Origin of the sequence: Streptomyces sp. AP-93 (genome assembly GCF_022808175.1) — a bacterium.
Lineage (GTDB): Bacteria > Actinomycetota > Actinomycetes > Streptomycetales > Streptomycetaceae > Streptomyces.
On sequence record NZ_JALGBX010000024.1, the window covers coordinates 64,871 to 80,898 of the forward strand.

Sequence of the window (16,028 nt, forward strand, 5' to 3'; positions counted from 1 at the left end):
ATGCCCTACCTCCAAGCCCGGCCCTCCAAGCCCGGCCCTTCAGGGCCGGGTCAAGTTGACCAGCCCCTTGGACTCCAGATAGGCCTTGGCGACATCCGCCGGCTTGGCGCGCTCGGCGTCGACCTTGCGGTTCAGCTCGATCAGGTCGGCCGTGGTGAGCGCCTTGGTGATCTTGTCGAGGGCGGCCGCGATCTCGGGGGCGCCGGCGTCCTTGGCGTTGACCACCGGGAGCACGTTGTCGGCGTTCTGGAGCTTCTTGTCGTCCTCCAGCAGGACCAGGCCGAAGCTGTCCAGGGTGGCGTCCGTGGTGGTGGTGAGGACGAGCTGGTCGGCGCCGTCCTTCACCGCCTGCTTGGCCTGCGGGGTTCCGACGCCCTTGGGGTCAATACCGGAAACGTCGATTCCGTATGCCGACTTCAATCCGGGTGCGCAGAAGGGCCGCACCGCGCATTCGTCACCGGCCGCGATCTTCACCTTCAGACCGGACGTGCCCAGATCGGAAAGGGTCTTGAGATTGTTCTTCGTGGCGAATTCCTTGCTCACCGCGAAGGCGTTCTGATCGACCGCCGAGCCCGCGGGAAGCGCCTTCAGCCCCAGCGGGGCCGCAAGCTTCTCCAGGGCCGCCACCGTCGCCGTCACATCGCTCGACGCCACCGGCTTGTCCGTCGGCGCCTTGGAGCCGTTCACCTTGGCGTTGAGGAACTCCGCGAGGGTCGCCGCGTACTCCGGGACGATGTCGATCTCGCCCTTCTCCAGCGACGGCTCGTACAGCTCGCGGTTGTTGACCGTGGTGATGGAGGTGCTGTAGCCGGCGTCCTTCAGGATCTGCGCGTACAGCTCGGCCAGCACGTTGGACTCGGTGAAGCCGGCGGCGCCGATCACCAGCTTGCCGCCCTTGCCGCCCTCGGACGACCCGGAGGCGGCGGCGGAGGAGCCCCCGTCCTTGGTCTTCTCCAGGCTGTCGCCGCCGCACGCGGCGAGCGATGCGGTCAGGGCGACCGCACCCAGGGCCGCGCCGAGGGCGCGCGTGGACTTGCTCATCTCAATCTCCTTCAAGGGGTGGGCGAACGTGTCGGGGCAGCACCGCTCAGCGGGTGGCGGCACCCGGCAGCAGCCGGTCGGCCGCCACCAGCGCGCCCTCTACGAGCAGGGCCAGCGCCGCGACCAGCAGGGCGCCCGCGACGACCTGCGGGGTGTTGTACGTGTTGAAGCCGGCGGTGATGATCCGGCCCAGGCCGCCCTGGCCGACCATGGCGGCGATGGTGGCCGTGGCGATGACCTGGACGGCTCCGGAGCGCAGACCCGTCATCACCAGTCCGCGGGCGAGGGGCAGTTCCACCCTCCAGAAGAGCTGGCGGCCGGACATGCCCATGCCCCGCGCGGCCTCCACGACCGATCGGTCGACCTCGCGCATGCCGACGTAGGCGTTGGTCAGCAGCGGCGGGATCGCGAAGAGCACCAGCGCGGCGATGGTGGGCACGTACCCGGCATTGCGCAGCGGGGAGACCATGAACAGCGCCAGCACCGCGAAGACCGGGACGGCCCGCCCGATGTTGGAGACGTTGACGGCGAGGCCGCCGCCCTTGCCGAGGTGGCCCAGCAGCAGTCCGACCGGCAGGGCCACCGCGCAGGCCAGGGCCAGGGCGACCCCGCTGACGTACACGTGCTCCCCGAGCCGGTGCCAGACCCCGCTCTCCCCGGACCAGTTGGCCCCGTCGGCCAGCCAGTCCCAGGCCTGTCCCAGCACTCCCATCAGACGGCTCCCGCAGTGACGTCGGCGCCGCGGGTGGCACGCGGGGCGCGGGGCGCCCGGGTCACACGGGTCCAGGGCGTCAGCAGCCGCTGGAGGCCCAGCAGAGCCAGGTCGGCGACGAGCGCGAGGAGCACGCACAGGACCGAGGCGGTGAGCACCTGGGCCTTGAAGGAGCTGTTCACGGCGGGTGCGATGAGATTGCCGAGGCCGCCCTTGCCCACGATGGAGCCCACGGTCGTCAGCGCGACCGTGGAGACGGTCGCGATCCGCACGCCGGCCAACAGGGCGGGCAGCGCCAGCGGCAGCTCGACCTGCCACAGCAGCCGGCCCGGGCCGTACCCCATCCCGCGCGCGGCTTCCCGTACCTCCTCGGGCACGGCTTCGAGACCGGCCAGCACGTTGCGCACGAGGATGGTCAGCGAATACAGCACCAGGCCGGTCACCACCAGCGCCGCCGAGAGCCCGAAGACCGGCAGCAGCAGGGAGAACATGGCGAGCGAGGGCACCGTGTAGAGCAGCGTGGTGATGCCCAGCACGGGGGCCGCCCAGCGGCGGCCGCGGCGGGCCAGCAGCGCGAGCGGGACGGACACGGCGATGCCGATCAGCACCGACACGCCCGTGATCCACACATGTTCGAGGGTGGCGTCGGTGAGCTCCTGGGAGCGGGACGTGACGTACTCCCAGCAGATCCAGTCGTTCGCCACCAGGCAGCTCTGCCCGGCCATCGCTCCTCACCCCCCGTCACCGACCGTACGTAGGAGCGACCATAACCCCCGGCACCGACAATGGCCGGAATCCTTCGCACGCGGGCAACATGCCCTTCACCTGATTTCCCCCAGGGTGCCCCCGGGAGCCCGGGGAGGAATGGGTCCTTGGGGCGGAGGCGCGGAGCGCCGGAGTTCGGTTCGTAGCTGGTCTGACCTGATCTTTCGGCTGTTGTCAGCGGTCGGGGATAGGTTGTTGGGGTGACGATGACACCAATTGCGGAGGCGGCCGGGCATGCGCGGTGGACGTTCCGTGTGCGTGTGTCGTCCACCGGGCTCGCCGCGCTGCTGGGCGAGTGGGCTCGGTGCCGGTGGGTGTGGAACGAGTGCTGTGCGAAGTCGAAGCAGACGCACGTGTGGAACAAGAACCGTCCCGAAGGCGCGGACCAGCGGACGTGTGGTCCGGCACAGCTCGACAAGATGCTGACCGAAGCCCGGAAGACGAACGGGTGGCTGCGTGAGGGAAGTTCGGTTCCGCAGCAGCAGTTGATCCGGGATTTCGGCAAGTCCAAGGCCAAGGCGCACAAGGACATCCGGGAACGCCTGCCGATGCGGCAGCGGGCCGGGATGCCCAAGTGGAAGAAGAAGCGCGAGGCGCTGCCGTCCCTGAACTACACCCAGCGTGGCTTCCGGTTGAAGGACGGGCGCCTGCACCTGGCGGGCGGCATCGCCTTGACCGTGGTGTGGTCGCGCCGGCTGCCCGCCGATCCGTCCAGCGTGCGTGTCTACCAGGACAGCCTCGGCCACTGGTACGCGAGTTTCGTTGTTCCCACCGAGGTGCAGCCGCTCCCGGAGACGGGCCGCGTGATCGGTATCGACTGGGGTGTGAAGGAGACCGCGACCACCACATCCGACGACCACGACCTGCCGCACGCCGAGCACGGCAAGAGCGCGGCGCGGAAACTCGCGTGCTATCAGCGGATGATGGCCCGCCGTAAGCCGCCGAAGGGCAAGCCCGGGTCGAAGGGATACCAGGCGGCGAAGCGGCAGGCGGCGAAGCTGTACAAGAAGGTGGCCCGGCAGCGGCAGGACGCCGGCCGTAAGTGGGCCAAGCGGGTGGTCCGCGACCACGACGCCCTGGCGGTGGAGGACTTCCGGCCGAAGTTCCTCGCCAAGTCCACCATGGCCCGCAAGGCCGCCGACGCCGCCATCGGCGCCACTAAGACGGCTCTGATCGAGATGGGCCGAAAGCACGGTCGTGCCGTGCACCTGGTACACCCCGCGCACACCACGATGGACTGCGCGCAGTGCGGAGCGAGAACCAAGCACGCACTACCTCTCTCGGAACGAACCTACGCCTGCACCGCGTGCGGAGCCGTGTCCCCCAGGGACAAGAACTCCGCCCGCGTGATGCTGGTCCGGGCTGGTCTCAACCCGGCTAGTGCTGATCGTGGAAGACCAGGTGGGGCGCTGCCCCATCTGGCAGCGTGAGCTAGAAATCCCCGATCAGCCCTGAAGGGCGAGGAATCCCCTCCCTTCAGGGAGGGGAGGATGTCAAAAACGGACCCCGCGGGTAGGGAAAGATGGCCGGGTGATCCGATTCGAGCACGTGACCAAGCGCTACCCCGACGGGACCACGGCCGTCGCAGACCTGTCCTTCGAGGTCGCCGAGGGCGAACTGGTCACCCTGGTGGGGCCGTCCGGCTGCGGCAAGACGACCACCATGAAGATGGTCAACCGGCTCATCGAGCCGACCTCCGGCCGGATCCTCCTGAACGGCGAGGACATCGCCGCCGCCGACCCGGTCGAACTGCGCCGCCGCATCGGCTACGTCATCCAGCAGGTCGGGCTCTTCCCCCACAAGACGGTGCTGGAGAACACGGCCACCGTGCCGCAGCTCATCGGCACCCCGAAGGCCAAGGCCCGCGCGCGGGCCGCGGAGCTCCTCGAACTGGTCGGACTGGACCCGGCCGTCTACGGGGGCCGCTACCCGGAGCAGCTCTCCGGCGGGCAGCGCCAGCGCGTCGGCGTGGCCCGGGCGCTCGCCGCGGACCCGCCGGTGCTGCTGATGGACGAGCCGTTCGGCGCGGTGGACCCGGTGGTGCGCGAGCGGCTGCAGAACGAGTTCCTGACGCTCCAGCGGACCGTGCGCAAAACGATCCTGCTGGTCACGCACGACCTGGAGGAGGCGGTCCGGCTCGGGGACCGCATCGCGGTCTACGGAGCGGGCACCATCGAGCAGTTCGCCCGCCCGGCGCAGGTGCTGGGCGCCCCGGCGACCGACTACGTGGCCGGGTTCGTCGGCGCCGACCGCGGGCTGAAGCGGCTCGCGGTCACACCGGTGGCGCAGGCGGACCTGGCCGACCCGGCCGACCTGACCGACCCGGCCGACCCGGCCGACCCGGCCTCCGCCGACGGAAAGGCCCCCACCGCCGGAGTGGCGCTGGGGGCCAGTCTGCGCGAGGCGCTCGCGCTGCTGCTCCAGGAGGACTCGGGGCGGATCGGGGTCACGGATCCCGACTCCGGCGAGCTGATCGGCGTACTCACCCCGGAAGGGGTGCACCGGGCCCTGCGCCGGGCCCGGTTGCAGGAGGCCTGACCTCTCTGCCGCCTTACGCCTGGATCCTGCCGCTCATCCACACCAGCATCGGCGGGATCTCGCGGCGCCAGGTGTTGAAGTTGTGGCCACCGCTGTCGAGGATGATCGAGGAGACCCGGTCCGGGCCCTTGACCAGCTTGATGAACTTCTTCGTGCCGGCGAGGTTCGGCTCGCCCTTCTCGCTGCTGGTGACCAGGAACGACGTACCGGACGGCTGCTTGGCCTTCACCGACTCCAGCACGTTCGCACGCGCCTTCAGCTTCGCGTCCCCGTGGAAGAGGTCACCGGTCGTCGGGTCGTCCGCGGCCTCGTAGTACGCGGACAGCCCCGCGGCGGCACCGAAGGTCTTCGGGTAGAGCGCGGCGATCTTCAGGGCGCAGTAACCGCCCGTGGAGTTGCCGATGAAGCCCATGTTCTCGGGCTTCTTGCCGACCCGGAAGGTGTTCTGGATGGCGCGGGGAAGGTCCTGGCCGTAGAAGGTCTCGGTCTGCGGGCCACCGGGTATGTCCACGCACTCGGTGTCGCGCGAGCCCGGGGTCGGACGGAGCATGACCAGGATCATCGGCTTCATCTTGCCCGTCTTGGCCTGCCTGAAGGCCGTCATCGGGTAGTCGAGCCCTTTGATCAGGTTCTCCGCCATGCCCGGGTAGCCCGTGAGGACGATGGAGGCCGGGAAGTTCTGGTCCTTGTGCTGCGGCTGGAAGTACTCCGGCGGCAGCCACACGAAGCCGGTCGTCGTTATCTTCGACTTCTGGCCGGTTATCGCCACTTTCAGGATCTGCCCGCCGACGGGCGGCTTGGCGCCGCCGGGCACGTCGAGCTGCTGCTTGTCGACGACCTTGATGTCGGCACTGCTCATCGAGTGGTCGACGACCTTGCCGATCGAGGTCTCCTGGCCGAAGAGGTCGGCCCAGGACCCGTAGAACAGGAACGACTTGTTCGCGCCGAGACCGATCGCCGCGAACAGCGCCAGCTGCGTCGCCAGCAGGAGGGCGATCCGGCCGAGGACCGAGCGCCAGGAGCGGCCCGAGAGCTTCGGCCAGAACCACACCGTGGCCGCGAACAGCAGCACACCGACAAGGACGGCCAGCGCCAGAACCGTATTACTGGTGAGACCCATGAGCAGTCAGTCGACTTTCTATGGCAGGACTATTTTTTTTCTCGAGGAAGAGTGAACCCGCTCCCCTTCGATGTCGTCCTAGTGGACGCACCACCCAACGAAGGCCCAGCGGCCTTCGGCCACATGATCTCTCGCGGAGCAACGGGAAGCGATGTCTAGCAGGATAGATGGCGATAAGTCGGGACAGGTTCCGAAGCCTGTCAGCCGAATCCTCCGAGGCCCACGACCGGAGTCCGTCCCCGGAATCGTCGGCACCGCCGTCACGGTCGTCGGCCTGCTGGACATCGCCGCGGGAGTCTTCCCGCGCTTCCGGCACAGCCGCATCCACGCGGTCACCGAAGTGCTGCCCGGCTCCGTCGGCCCGTTCGCGGCCGCCCTGGCCCTCAGCGCCGGCGTCCTGCTGCTGCTGCTCGCCCACGGGCTCAAGCGCCGCAAGCGCCGCGCCTGGCGGGCCGCGGTGGTACTGCTGCCGGCCGGCGCCGTCGCGCAGTTCACGTACCGCCACTCGATCCTCGGCGTGGTCATCGCGGCGGTGCTCCTGGCGCTCCTGCTGCGCCACCAGAATGAATTCAAGGCACTGCCCGACCCGCGCAGCCGCTGGAAGGCGCTCGCCAACTTCGTGCTGATGAGCGCGGGCTCCATCGGCCTCGGTCTGGTCATCGTCAACTCGCACCCCGGCCGCGTTGTAGGCAATCCGGGTGTTTATGAACAGATCAGCCACGTCGTCTACGGCCTCTTCGGCTTCGAGGGCCCCGTCGACTACGCCGGCCGGGTCTCCTGGACCGTCGGCTACTCGCTGGGCGCCCTCGGCATGCTGACCGCCGTCACCACCATCTACCTGGCCTTCCGCCCCGAGCACCCGGCCGCCCGGCTCACCGCCGACGACGAGGTCAAGCTCCGCGAGCTGCTCGCCCGGCACGGCGGCCGCGACTCGCTGGGCCACTTCGCGCTCCGCCGCGACAAGGCCGTCGTCTTCTCCCCCAGCGGCAAGGCCGCCGTCACCTACCGCGTCGTCTCCGGCGTGATGCTCGCCTCCGGCGACCCGGTCGGCGACGTCGAGGCCTGGCCCGGCGCCATCGAGCGGTTCATGGAGGAGGCCAAGACCCACTCCTGGACCCCCGCCGTCATGGGCTGCAGCGAGACCGGCGGCGAGGTCTGGACCCGCGAGACCGGTCTCGACGCCCTGGAGCTCGGGGACGAGGCGATCGTCGACGTCAAAGACTTCTCCCTCTCGGGCCGGGCGATGCGCAACGTCCGGCAGATGGTGAAGCGCATCGAACGCAACGGCTACACCACCAAGGTCCGCCGGGTCAGCGAGCTGACCGAGACCGAGCTGGAGCGGGTGCGCGGCGCCGCCGACGCCTGGCGCGGCACCGACACCGAACGCGGCTTCTCCATGGCGCTCGGCCGCGTCGGCGACCCCGGCGACGGCGACTGCTACATCGCCACCGCGCACCGCGTCGAGGAGGGCGACACCTCCCCCTTCGGCGACCTCAAAGCCGTCCTGCACTTCGTCCCGTGGGGCAAGGACGGCATGTCGCTGGAGCTGATGCGCCGCGACCGCGCCGCCGACCCCGGCATGAACGAGCTGCTGATCGTCGCCTCCCTGGAGGCCGCCCCGGCGCTCGGCATCGAAAAGGTCTCCCTGAACTTCGCGATGTTCCGCTCGGCCCTGGCCCGCGGCGAGAAGATCGGCGCCGGCCCGGTCCTGCGGATGTGGCGCAGCCTGCTGGTGTTCCTCTCGCGCTGGTTCCAGATCGAGTCGCTGTACAAGTTCAACGCGAAGTTCCGCCCCCGCTGGGAGCCCCGCTTCGTGGTCTTCCGCACCACCCGGGACCTGCCCCGCATCGGCTTCGCCGCGATGCAGGCCGAGGGCTTCGTCACCCTCGCCCTGCCCCGCCTGTTCGCCGGCCGCCGCCGCCCCAAGCCGGTCCGCACCTGCGCCCATCACCGCGTCCACCCCGCAGCCCTCCCCACCCAGGCAGAACGCGAAGCCCAGGCCGCCTGAGCCCTCTCCGGGGCCAAATATCCAGCCCCGCCGGCGTTTGGCGCGGGGGTCCGGGGGCGGAGCCCCCGAAGGGGGTCGGGGCGCAGCCCCGAAGGCGGTCCGGGCGCAGCCCGGGGAACGGAGGAAGGGCGGGGCGGGGAGCAGCCCGCGCAGCGGCACCCCGGCCGGCCACCGCTCGGCCCCGGCCAGGGCAAGGGCAGGGCCCCGGGCCCTACCCTGGGAACCATGGACACGAACCGCGGCCCCGCCCCCAGGGGCCTGGTGACAGGCCTCCCCGACTGGGACCGCTGCGCGGTCATGGGCGTAGTCAACGTCACCCCCGACTCCTTCTCCGACGGCGGCCGCTGGTTCGACACCACCGCCGCCGTCAAGCGCGGCCTCGACCTCGTCGCCCAGGGCGCCGACCTCGTGGACGTCGGCGGCGAGTCCACCCGCCCCGGCGCCTCCCGCGTCGACGAGGAGGAGGAGCTGCGCCGGGTCGTCCCCGTCGTCCGAGGCCTCGCCTCCGAAGGGGTCGTCGTCTCCGTCGACACCATGCGCGCCTCCGTCGCCGCCCGAGCGGTGGCCGCCGGCGCCACCCTGGTCAACGACGTCAGCGGCGGCCTCGCCGACCCCGGCATGATCCCGGCCGTCGCCGCCGCCGAGGTGCCCTTCGTCGTCATGCACTGGCGCGGCTTCAGCGACGGCATGAACAGCCTCGCCGTCTACGAGGACGTCCTCGCCGAAGTCACCGCCGAGCTGCGCACCCGCATCGACGCCGTCGTCGCCGGCGGCATCGCCCCCGAACGGCTCCTGGTCGACCCGGGCCTCGGCTTCGCCAAGAACGCCGAGCACGACCTCGCCCTGGTCGCCCACCTCTCCGAGCTGCGCGCGCTGGGCTTCCCGCTGCTGGTGGCCGCCTCGCGGAAGCGTTTCCTCGGCCGGGTGCTGGCCGGCGCCGGCGACGCCTCCCCGCCGCCGGCCCGCGAACGCGACGCCGCCACCGCCGCCGTCTCCGCCCTCGCCGCCGCGCAGGGCGCCTGGGCCGTACGGGTCCACGAGGTACGGGCGAGCGCCGACGCGGTTCGGGTGGCCCGCGCCGTGGAAGGGGCACTGCGTACCACCCGTAGCAACGAGGAAGGGGCACGGTGAGCCGTACCGACATCGAATCCGTCGAAGAGGTCAACACGGCCTTCTACGAGGCCATGGAGCAGGGGGACTTCGACACGCTGTCGGCGCTCTGGCTCGAGGACGAGATCTCCTGCGTGCACCCGGGCTGGCCGGTGCTGTCGGGACGCGGCGAAGTGCTGCGCTCCTACGCGCTGATCATGTCGCACACGGAGTACATCCAGTTCTTCCTCACCGACACCAAGGTCACCGTCATAGGCGACACCGCCCTGGTGACCTGCACCGAGAACATCCTCAGCGGCGGACCGGCCGAGGACGGCGGAGAACTGGGCCCGCTCGTCGGCCAGCTCGTCGTCGCCACGAATGTGTTCCGACGCACACCGGAGGGCTGGCGGCTCTGGTCGCACCACGGTTCTCCCGTCCTCACGGACTCCGACGAGGACGAGGACGAGGAGCCCTCCTGACCCCTCCGTCGGGGTCCGAGGTATTTCGCAGGTAAATTCGAAGATGGACGACGCCGACCGCACTCGGCTCCGGCCATGGATCCGGGGAGTCCCGGACCGGAAGCACCTACGAAAAGCAGGAGTGATTCGCGTGGATCGTGTCGCGCTGCGCGGCCTCAAGGCTCGCGGGCACCATGGCGTCTTCCCCCGGGAACGCGAGGAAGGCCAGACCTTCATCGTCGACCTGGTGCTCCACCTCGACACCCGTCCCGCGGCGGCGGGCGACGACCTGGCTAAGACCGTGCACTACGGGGTAGTCGCGGAAGAAGTCGTCGACGTCGTCCAGGGCGAGCCCGTGGACCTGATCGAGACCCTCGCCGAACGGATCGCCCAGCAGTGCCTGAAGCACGAGGCGGTCGCCCAGGTGGAGGTCGTCGTCCACAAACCGGACGCGCCGATCACCGTCCCCTTCGACGACGTGACCATCACGATCACCCGGAGCCGCGCGTGAACAACGGAATGAACGCCCAGAGCGACCCCACGGTCCAGCCCGTACCCGCCTCCGTGGTCGAGGCCGTCGACGCGGCGGACGTCACCCTGTCCAACCCCAAGTGGGCCGTCGTCGCGCTCGGCGCGAACCTGGGCAACCGCCTGGAGACCCTCCAGGGCGCCATCGACGCCCTCGGCGACACCCCGGGCCTGCGGGTCAAGGCCGTCTCCCCCGTCTACGAGACGGAGCCGTGGGGCGTCGAGCCGGGCTCGCAGCCCTCGTACCTCAACGCCGTCATCTCCGTGAAGACCACCCTGCCCCCCGGCTCGCTGCTGGAGCGCGGTCACGCCATCGAAGAAGCCTTCGACCGCGTCCGCGAGGAGCGCTGGGGGCCCCGGACGATCGACGTCGACATCATCGCCTACGCCGACGTGGTCTCCGCCGACCCCGTCCTCACCCTCCCGCACCCGCGCGCCCACCAGCGCGCCTTCGTGCTGGCCCCCTGGAACGACATCGACCCCGAAGCGCAGATCCCGGGCCACGGGCCCGTCGCCGCGCTCCTGGCCGCAGTCGGCCACGAGGGGCTCACCCAGCGCACGGACCTGGAACTGCGCCTCCCCGAGTGAGCCGCGCCCGCGGGGCGGGGCCGTCGAACACTTAGGATCACCGGATACGCACGCACGGACAGCGGGCGCTGCGGGAATGGCGGGAGAAGCGCACGTGAAGCAACTGAGGCCGGCGGTCCTGGCGGGCATTTTCGCGATCGCGGCGGTGCTGTCCTGGGCCGGAGCCCGGCTGTGGAACGCCTACGGCACGCTCCCCGGCGTCCCGGTGGCCGCGCCCATCGTGCTCGGCGCCATCGCGGTGGTCCTGCTGGCGACGGCCCTGTCGCTGCGCTCCCGCCTGAAGGCCCAGCGCGACCGCGTGCCCGGCGCCAAGGGCGTGGACCCGCTGATGGCGGCCCGCGCGGTGGTCTTCGGCCAGGCCAGCGCCCTGGTGGCGGCCCTGGTCGCGGGCGCCTACGGCGGCGTCGGCGTCTTCCTGCTCACCACCGCCATGGACGTCCCCGCCCGCCGCGACCAGACCTGGTACGCCAGCTTCTCGGTCCTGGCGGGCGCGGCGGTCGTGGCGGCGGCCCTCTTCCTGGAACACGTCCTCAAACTCCCGGACGACGAAGACCCCGGCAAGGCCACGGCCACCGCCGCCTAGGCTTCCCAAGGCGTCCTGACGAGGTGCCCGTTCACCAGGAAGTCCGGGTGAGGCGACACCCGGAAGCCGTACAGCGTGTACGGCTTGGCGCTCGGCGCTCGTGGCGTGACCGTGCTGACGTCGACCCACGCCGACTCATCGAGTTCTATGTCGTGCTCTTCCGCCCGGAACGTGCCGCGCTTCGGCCAGCTGTCCGCGACCACAAGGTGCGATGACAAGCCATCAGTCCGTGGCGTGAACCGTGCACCGATGATCTCCGCGATATCGGCGAGAAACGGAGCGTTCGAGCTGACGAAGACTCTCGCCGGCCATCGAGTGATCCTGTACCCGTCGCCATCCTCGTAGCCGTCGAGGAAGCCACCGAAGGTCTCCTCGTCTTTGAGTACCACCCGAGGAAAGCTCTGACGCATGTGGTGGGCGTCGCCGCCCGTGTACTGCCGCATGAGGTCGGCGAGGTACGAAGAGACGACACGAACCCGGAAGCCGGGTACGTCCCGCCCGAGGTAGCCGGAAGGCCTCGTCACGGCTTCCAGCCGCGCGGGAAGACCCGTGGCGCCGGTCATAGATCGCGCATACTTCGCGGCGAAAGCCTCGTCATTGACCACCAGGGACACGTAGTTCTTACCCACCGTGCCGTCGGAGCACGTCGCCCCGATCAGGTAGCCGAGCTGGTATCCCGGCTGGATCGAAAGCCGTTCCCGACGCAGCTTGCGCGCGTGAGCCCAGGCCACCACGGTCCCGACGGCATCACGTGCGTGCGTCCATCCGTCGGGCGTCCGGCGAAGCTGGTCCGGAGTCACGGCGAAGGTCGCGTGGTCCGTGCTCACGTCGACGAGGGCACGCGTTTGGGCCACGACCACGTCGACGACCTCCGTCTGCTCGGTGCGTCCGTCCCGGAGCGTCCATAACCGAGTTCCCGGCTGGACATCGCATGCTCGAAGGCGCCCTCCCACTGCGTTGACCGTCTGCCTGCTCGGTAGACCCCAAAGCATCGGTCCCCCTCCTCGAAGTCGTGGAGGGGGACCGTAGCGGACAGCACTGACAATCCGGTTAGCGCGCCAGGATGAGGCTCATCGCCTCGGCTCGGGTGGCCGTGGCACGGAGCTGGCCGCGGACCGCGGACGTGGTGGTCTTGGCTCCCGGCTTGCGGATGCCTCGGACCGACATGCACATGTGCTCGGCCTCGACCACCACGATGGCGCCGCGCGCATCGAGGATCTCCATCAGCGAGTCGGCTATCTGCGTCGTGAGACGTTCCTGCACCTGCGGGCGGCGGGCGTAGACGTCCACGAGGCGGGCCAGCTTCGACAGGCCCGTGATCTTGCCGTTCTCCGCCGGGATGTAGCCGACGTGAGCGACGCCGTGGAACGGCAGCAGATGATGCTCGCACAAAGATACGATTTCGATGTCCTTTACCAGGACCAGCTCATCGTGTCCCAAGTCGAACACCGTCGTCAGGACGTCCTCGGGCTTCTGCCACAGACCGGCCAGAATCTCCCTGTACGCCCGCGCCACGCGCCCCGGCGTCTCAAGCAGCCCCTCGCGGTCCGGGTCCTCGCCGACCGCGATCAGGAGCTCGCGGACCGCCGCCTCGGCGCGCTTCTCGTCGAACTCGCCGATCGTGCCCTCGCCACCGGTCAGGGTCACTGGGTCGGTCATCTCTTCCTCGTTCCTGTCTGTGCAGTCGCCGGCATGTGAAAGTGCCGCGCCCCCCAGGCTAGAACCTGGGGGGCGCGGCATCCATTCCGGGAGGGTCAGGCCTCCGGGAGCTCCTCCGGGGAGGGCTCCGGGGACTTCTCCACCGAGACGGCCGGCGAGGAGATCGCCGACGTGCCGTTCGCCGCGTTCGTCAGCTGGAGCTCCTTGGGAGAGAGCACCGGCGGACGGGTGGACGGCGTGCGGTGGGAGGAGCCGGTCCACGCCGGGCGGGCCGGGCGCTTCACGATCGTCGAGAAGACCTCGGCGATCTGCTCCTTGTTGAGCGTCTCCTTCTCGAGGAGGGCGAGGACGAGGTTGTCGAGGACGTCGCGGTTCTCGACCAGGATTTCCCAGGCCTCGTTGTGCGCGGTCTCGATGAGCTTCTTGACCTCTTCGTCGACCAGTGCCGCGACCTCTTCCGAGTAGTCCCTCGGGTGCGACATCTCGCGGCCCAGGAACGGCTCGGTGGCGTCTCCGCCGAACTTGATCGCGCCGAGACGCTCGGTCATGCCGTACTGGGTGACCATCGCGCGGGCCGTTGCCGTGGCCTTCTCGATGTCGTTCGCCGCGCCCGTGGTCGGGTCGTGGAAGACCAGCTCCTCGGCCGCGCGCCCGCCCAGCATGTACGCGAGCTGGTCGAGCATCTCGTTGCGCGTGGTCGAGTACCTGTCCTCGTCGGGCAGGACCATGGTGTAACCCAGGGCCCGGCCGCGGGACAGGATCGTGATCTTGTGCACCGGGTCGGAGTTCGGGGAGGCCGCCGCGACCAGGGCGTGTCCGCCCTCGTGGTACGCGGTGATCTTCTTTTCCCGGTCCGACATGATCCGGGTCCGCTTCTGCGGACCCGCCACGACGCGGTCGATCGCCTCGTCCAGCGCGTGGTTGTCGATCAGCTTCCCGTCCGAGCGGGCCGTGAGCAGCGCGGCCTCGTTCAGGACGTTGGCGAGATCGGCACCCGTGAAGCCGGGCGTGCGGCGGGCGACAGCGCCCAGATCGACGTCCGGTGCGGTCGGCTTGCCCTTCTGGTGAACCTTGAGGATCTCCAGACGGCCCTGCATGTCCGGACGGTCGACCGCGATCTGGCGGTCGAAGCGGCCGGGGCGCAGGAGGGCCGGGTCGAGGATGTCGGGACGGTTCGTGGCGGCGATCAGGATGACCCCGCCCTTCACGTCGAAGCCGTCCATCTCGACGAGCAGCTGGTTGAGGGTCTGCTCGCGCTCGTCGTGACCGCCGCCCAGGCCCGCACCGCGGTGCCGGCCCACTGCGTCGATCTCGTCGACGAAGACGATCGCCGGGGCGTTGGCCTTGGCCTGCTCGAACAGGTCGCGGACACGCGAGGCACCGACACCGACGAACATCTCGACGAAGTCGGATCCGGAGATCGAGTAGAAGGGGACACCGGCTTCGCCCGCGACGGCACGCGCGAGCAGGGTCTTACCGGTGCCGGGCGGGCCGTACAGCAGCACGCCCTTGGGGATCTTGGCGCCGACGGCCTGGAACTTCGCCGGCTCCTGGAGGAACTCCTTGATCTCGTGGAGTTCCTCGACGGCCTCGTCCGAGCCCGCGACATCGGCGAACGTCGTCTTCGGGGTGTCCTTGGTGATGAGCTTGGCCTTGGACTTCCCGAACTGCATGACCCGGGAACCACCGCCCTGCATCTGGTTCATCAGGAACAGGAAGACGACGACGATGAGGACGAACGGCAGCAGCGAGAGCAGCACGCTCAGGAACGGGCTGGTCTTGTCCGGCGTGACGGAGTATCCGTCAGGGATCTGACCGGCTTCGTACTTGGTCTGGAGGTTCTGGGCGAGCTGTACGCCCTGGTCCCCGATGTAGTTGGCCTGGAACTTGGTGCCGTCGTTGTCGCCGAGCTTCTGGTCCTTCTTCAGCTCGATCTTGATCATCTGGCTGTCACCGGTGGTGAGCTTGGCGCTGTCCACCTGGCCACTGTTGATCGCCTTGATGACCTCGCTGGTCTCCACCGACTTGTAGCCGCCGCCGGAGCCGACGACGTTCATCAACACGACCACGGCGAGGACGGCCAGCACGATCCACATAACCGGCCCACGGAAGTATCGCTTCACGTCCATCCATACGGGGCGCTAGGCACCCCGTCCCTCCTGCCCGTAGGTAAATGCTGCTGTGAGTAAAGACTGTTCTTCGGAATGTACCCCTGCATTGTCACCCGTGGCCTCATGGGACGGCTGACAGACCCGCCTTTCCATGCTCCAACGGCGGGAAACGCTCCAGGGTTCCCCTGTCGGGTGCTGGATCAGCCGCCGTAGACGTGGGGGGCGAGGGTGCCGACGAACGGCAGGTTGCGGTACTTCTCGGCGTAGTCGAGGCCGTAGCCGACGACGAACTCGTTGGGGATGTCGAAGCCGACCCACTTCACGTCGATCGCGACCTTGGCGGCGTCGGGCTTGCGCAGCAGCGTGACGACCTCCAGGGAGGCCGGCTGGCGGGAGCCGAGGTTCGACAGCAGCCACGACAGGGTCAGGCCCGAGTCGATGATGTCCTCGACGATCAGGACGTGCTTGTCCTTGATGTCGGTGTCCAGGTCCTTGAGGATCCGCACCACGCCCGAGGACTGGGTCCCGGCGCCGTACGAGGACACCGCCATCCAGTCCATGGTGAGCGGGGTGGACAAGGCGCGCGCCAGGTCCGCCATCACCATCACCGCGCCCTTGAGGACGCCGACGATGAGCAGGTCCTTGCCCGCGTACTCCGCGTCGATCTTCGCGGCCAGCTCTGCCAGCTTCGCGTCGATCTCTTCCTTGGTGATGAGCACCGACTGGAGGTCGTTGCCCATGTCCTTCTCGTCCACCCGCATCACTTTCGTTGTCGGCTGGGGCTCCGGGGGGTGACCCCGGAGGTCTCAGCCGTGTTTCAGCACC

The 16,028-nt window shown here is 69.4% G+C and carries 16 protein-coding genes; 8 read left to right on the forward strand and 8 right to left on the reverse strand.

Annotated elements, in window-relative coordinates:
- Positions 1–39: 39 nt before the first annotated feature.
- From MTF69_RS32410 to MTF69_RS32420, 3 genes are read right to left on the reverse strand one after another with little or no spacing between them, the layout of a single operon-like run.
- On the reverse strand, positions 40–1,041 hold the full coding sequence (locus MTF69_RS32410) for an ABC transporter substrate-binding protein (RefSeq protein WP_243339801.1): 1,002 nt from the start codon (positions 1,039–1,041) through the stop codon (positions 40–42).
- Positions 1,042–1,087: 46 nt separating this feature from the next.
- Positions 1,088–1,753 (reverse strand): ABC transporter permease, encoded by a 666-nt coding sequence (locus tag MTF69_RS32415; protein ID WP_243339802.1) that lies wholly within the window; start codon positions 1,751–1,753, stop codon positions 1,088–1,090.
- Positions 1,753–2,478, reverse strand: coding sequence for an ABC transporter permease (locus tag MTF69_RS32420; protein WP_243339803.1), 726 nt, complete (start codon positions 2,476–2,478; stop codon positions 1,753–1,755). The genes MTF69_RS32415 and MTF69_RS32420 overlap by 1 nt, the downstream gene beginning before the upstream one ends.
- A gap of 246 nt (positions 2,479–2,724) precedes the next feature.
- On the opposite strand from MTF69_RS32420, the gene MTF69_RS32425 reads away from it, so the two are divergent.
- Positions 2,725–3,948 (forward strand): transposase, encoded by a 1,224-nt coding sequence (locus tag MTF69_RS32425; protein ID WP_243339905.1) that lies wholly within the window; start codon positions 2,725–2,727, stop codon positions 3,946–3,948.
- Positions 3,949–4,048: 100 nt separating this feature from the next.
- Complete coding sequence (locus MTF69_RS32430; protein WP_243339804.1) at positions 4,049–5,056, forward strand: ABC transporter ATP-binding protein; 1,008 nt, start codon at positions 4,049–4,051, stop codon at positions 5,054–5,056.
- 13 nt (positions 5,057–5,069) lie between these two features.
- Here the strand turns inward: MTF69_RS32430 and MTF69_RS32435 are convergent, their stop codons facing one another.
- Positions 5,070–6,176 carry an esterase family protein gene (locus MTF69_RS32435; RefSeq protein WP_243339805.1) on the reverse strand — a complete coding sequence of 369 codons (1,107 nt, stop codon included), beginning with the start codon at positions 6,174–6,176 and terminating at the stop codon, positions 5,070–5,072.
- Positions 6,177–6,327: 151 nt separating this feature from the next.
- Here MTF69_RS32435 and MTF69_RS32440 point away from each other — a divergent pair, with 151 nt between their 5' ends.
- From MTF69_RS32440 to MTF69_RS32465, 6 genes are all read left to right on the forward strand, one after another.
- Positions 6,328–8,184, forward strand: a complete 1,857-nt coding sequence (locus MTF69_RS32440) for a phosphatidylglycerol lysyltransferase domain-containing protein (protein ID WP_243339806.1) — start codon at positions 6,328–6,330, stop codon at positions 8,182–8,184.
- A 225-nt stretch (positions 8,185–8,409) separates the two neighbouring features.
- Entirely contained in the window at positions 8,410–9,315 is a 906-nt protein-coding gene (folP, locus tag MTF69_RS32445) for a dihydropteroate synthase (protein ID WP_243339807.1), read from the forward strand.
- Positions 9,312–9,755, forward strand: a complete 444-nt coding sequence (locus MTF69_RS32450; protein ID WP_308401481.1) for a nuclear transport factor 2 family protein — start codon at positions 9,312–9,314, stop codon at positions 9,753–9,755. Before folP ends, MTF69_RS32450 begins: the two co-directional genes overlap by 4 nt.
- 130 nt (positions 9,756–9,885) lie before the next feature.
- Positions 9,886–10,245, forward strand: coding sequence for a dihydroneopterin aldolase (folB, locus tag MTF69_RS32455; protein WP_030010912.1), 360 nt, complete (start codon positions 9,886–9,888; stop codon positions 10,243–10,245).
- Between the two features lie 8 nt (positions 10,246–10,253).
- Positions 10,254–10,850, forward strand: coding sequence for a 2-amino-4-hydroxy-6-hydroxymethyldihydropteridine diphosphokinase (gene folK, locus MTF69_RS32460; RefSeq protein ID WP_243339909.1), 597 nt, complete (start codon positions 10,254–10,256; stop codon positions 10,848–10,850).
- Between the two features lie 94 nt (positions 10,851–10,944).
- Positions 10,945–11,433, forward strand: a complete 489-nt coding sequence (locus MTF69_RS32465; protein WP_243339808.1) for a DUF3180 domain-containing protein — start codon at positions 10,945–10,947, stop codon at positions 11,431–11,433.
- Here MTF69_RS32465 and MTF69_RS32470 read toward each other — a convergent pair.
- The 4 genes from MTF69_RS32470 to hpt form a co-directional block, all read right to left on the reverse strand.
- On the reverse strand, positions 11,430–12,260 hold the full coding sequence (locus MTF69_RS32470) for a hypothetical protein (protein ID WP_243339809.1): 831 nt from the start codon (positions 12,258–12,260) through the stop codon (positions 11,430–11,432). The genes MTF69_RS32465 and MTF69_RS32470 overlap by 4 nt on opposite strands.
- 223 nt (positions 12,261–12,483) lie before the next feature.
- Positions 12,484–13,092, reverse strand: a complete 609-nt coding sequence (folE, locus tag MTF69_RS32475) for a GTP cyclohydrolase I FolE (protein WP_243339810.1) — start codon at positions 13,090–13,092, stop codon at positions 12,484–12,486.
- A 95-nt stretch (positions 13,093–13,187) separates the two neighbouring features.
- Positions 13,188–15,221 carry an ATP-dependent zinc metalloprotease FtsH gene (gene ftsH, locus MTF69_RS32480; protein ID WP_243339811.1) on the reverse strand — a complete coding sequence of 678 codons (2,034 nt, stop codon included), beginning with the start codon at positions 15,219–15,221 and terminating at the stop codon, positions 13,188–13,190.
- 182 nt (positions 15,222–15,403) lie between these two features.
- Positions 15,404–15,964 carry a hypoxanthine phosphoribosyltransferase gene (gene hpt, locus MTF69_RS32485; RefSeq protein WP_243339812.1) on the reverse strand — a complete coding sequence of 187 codons (561 nt, stop codon included), beginning with the start codon at positions 15,962–15,964 and terminating at the stop codon, positions 15,404–15,406.
- Between the last annotated feature and the right edge of the window lie 64 nt (positions 15,965–16,028).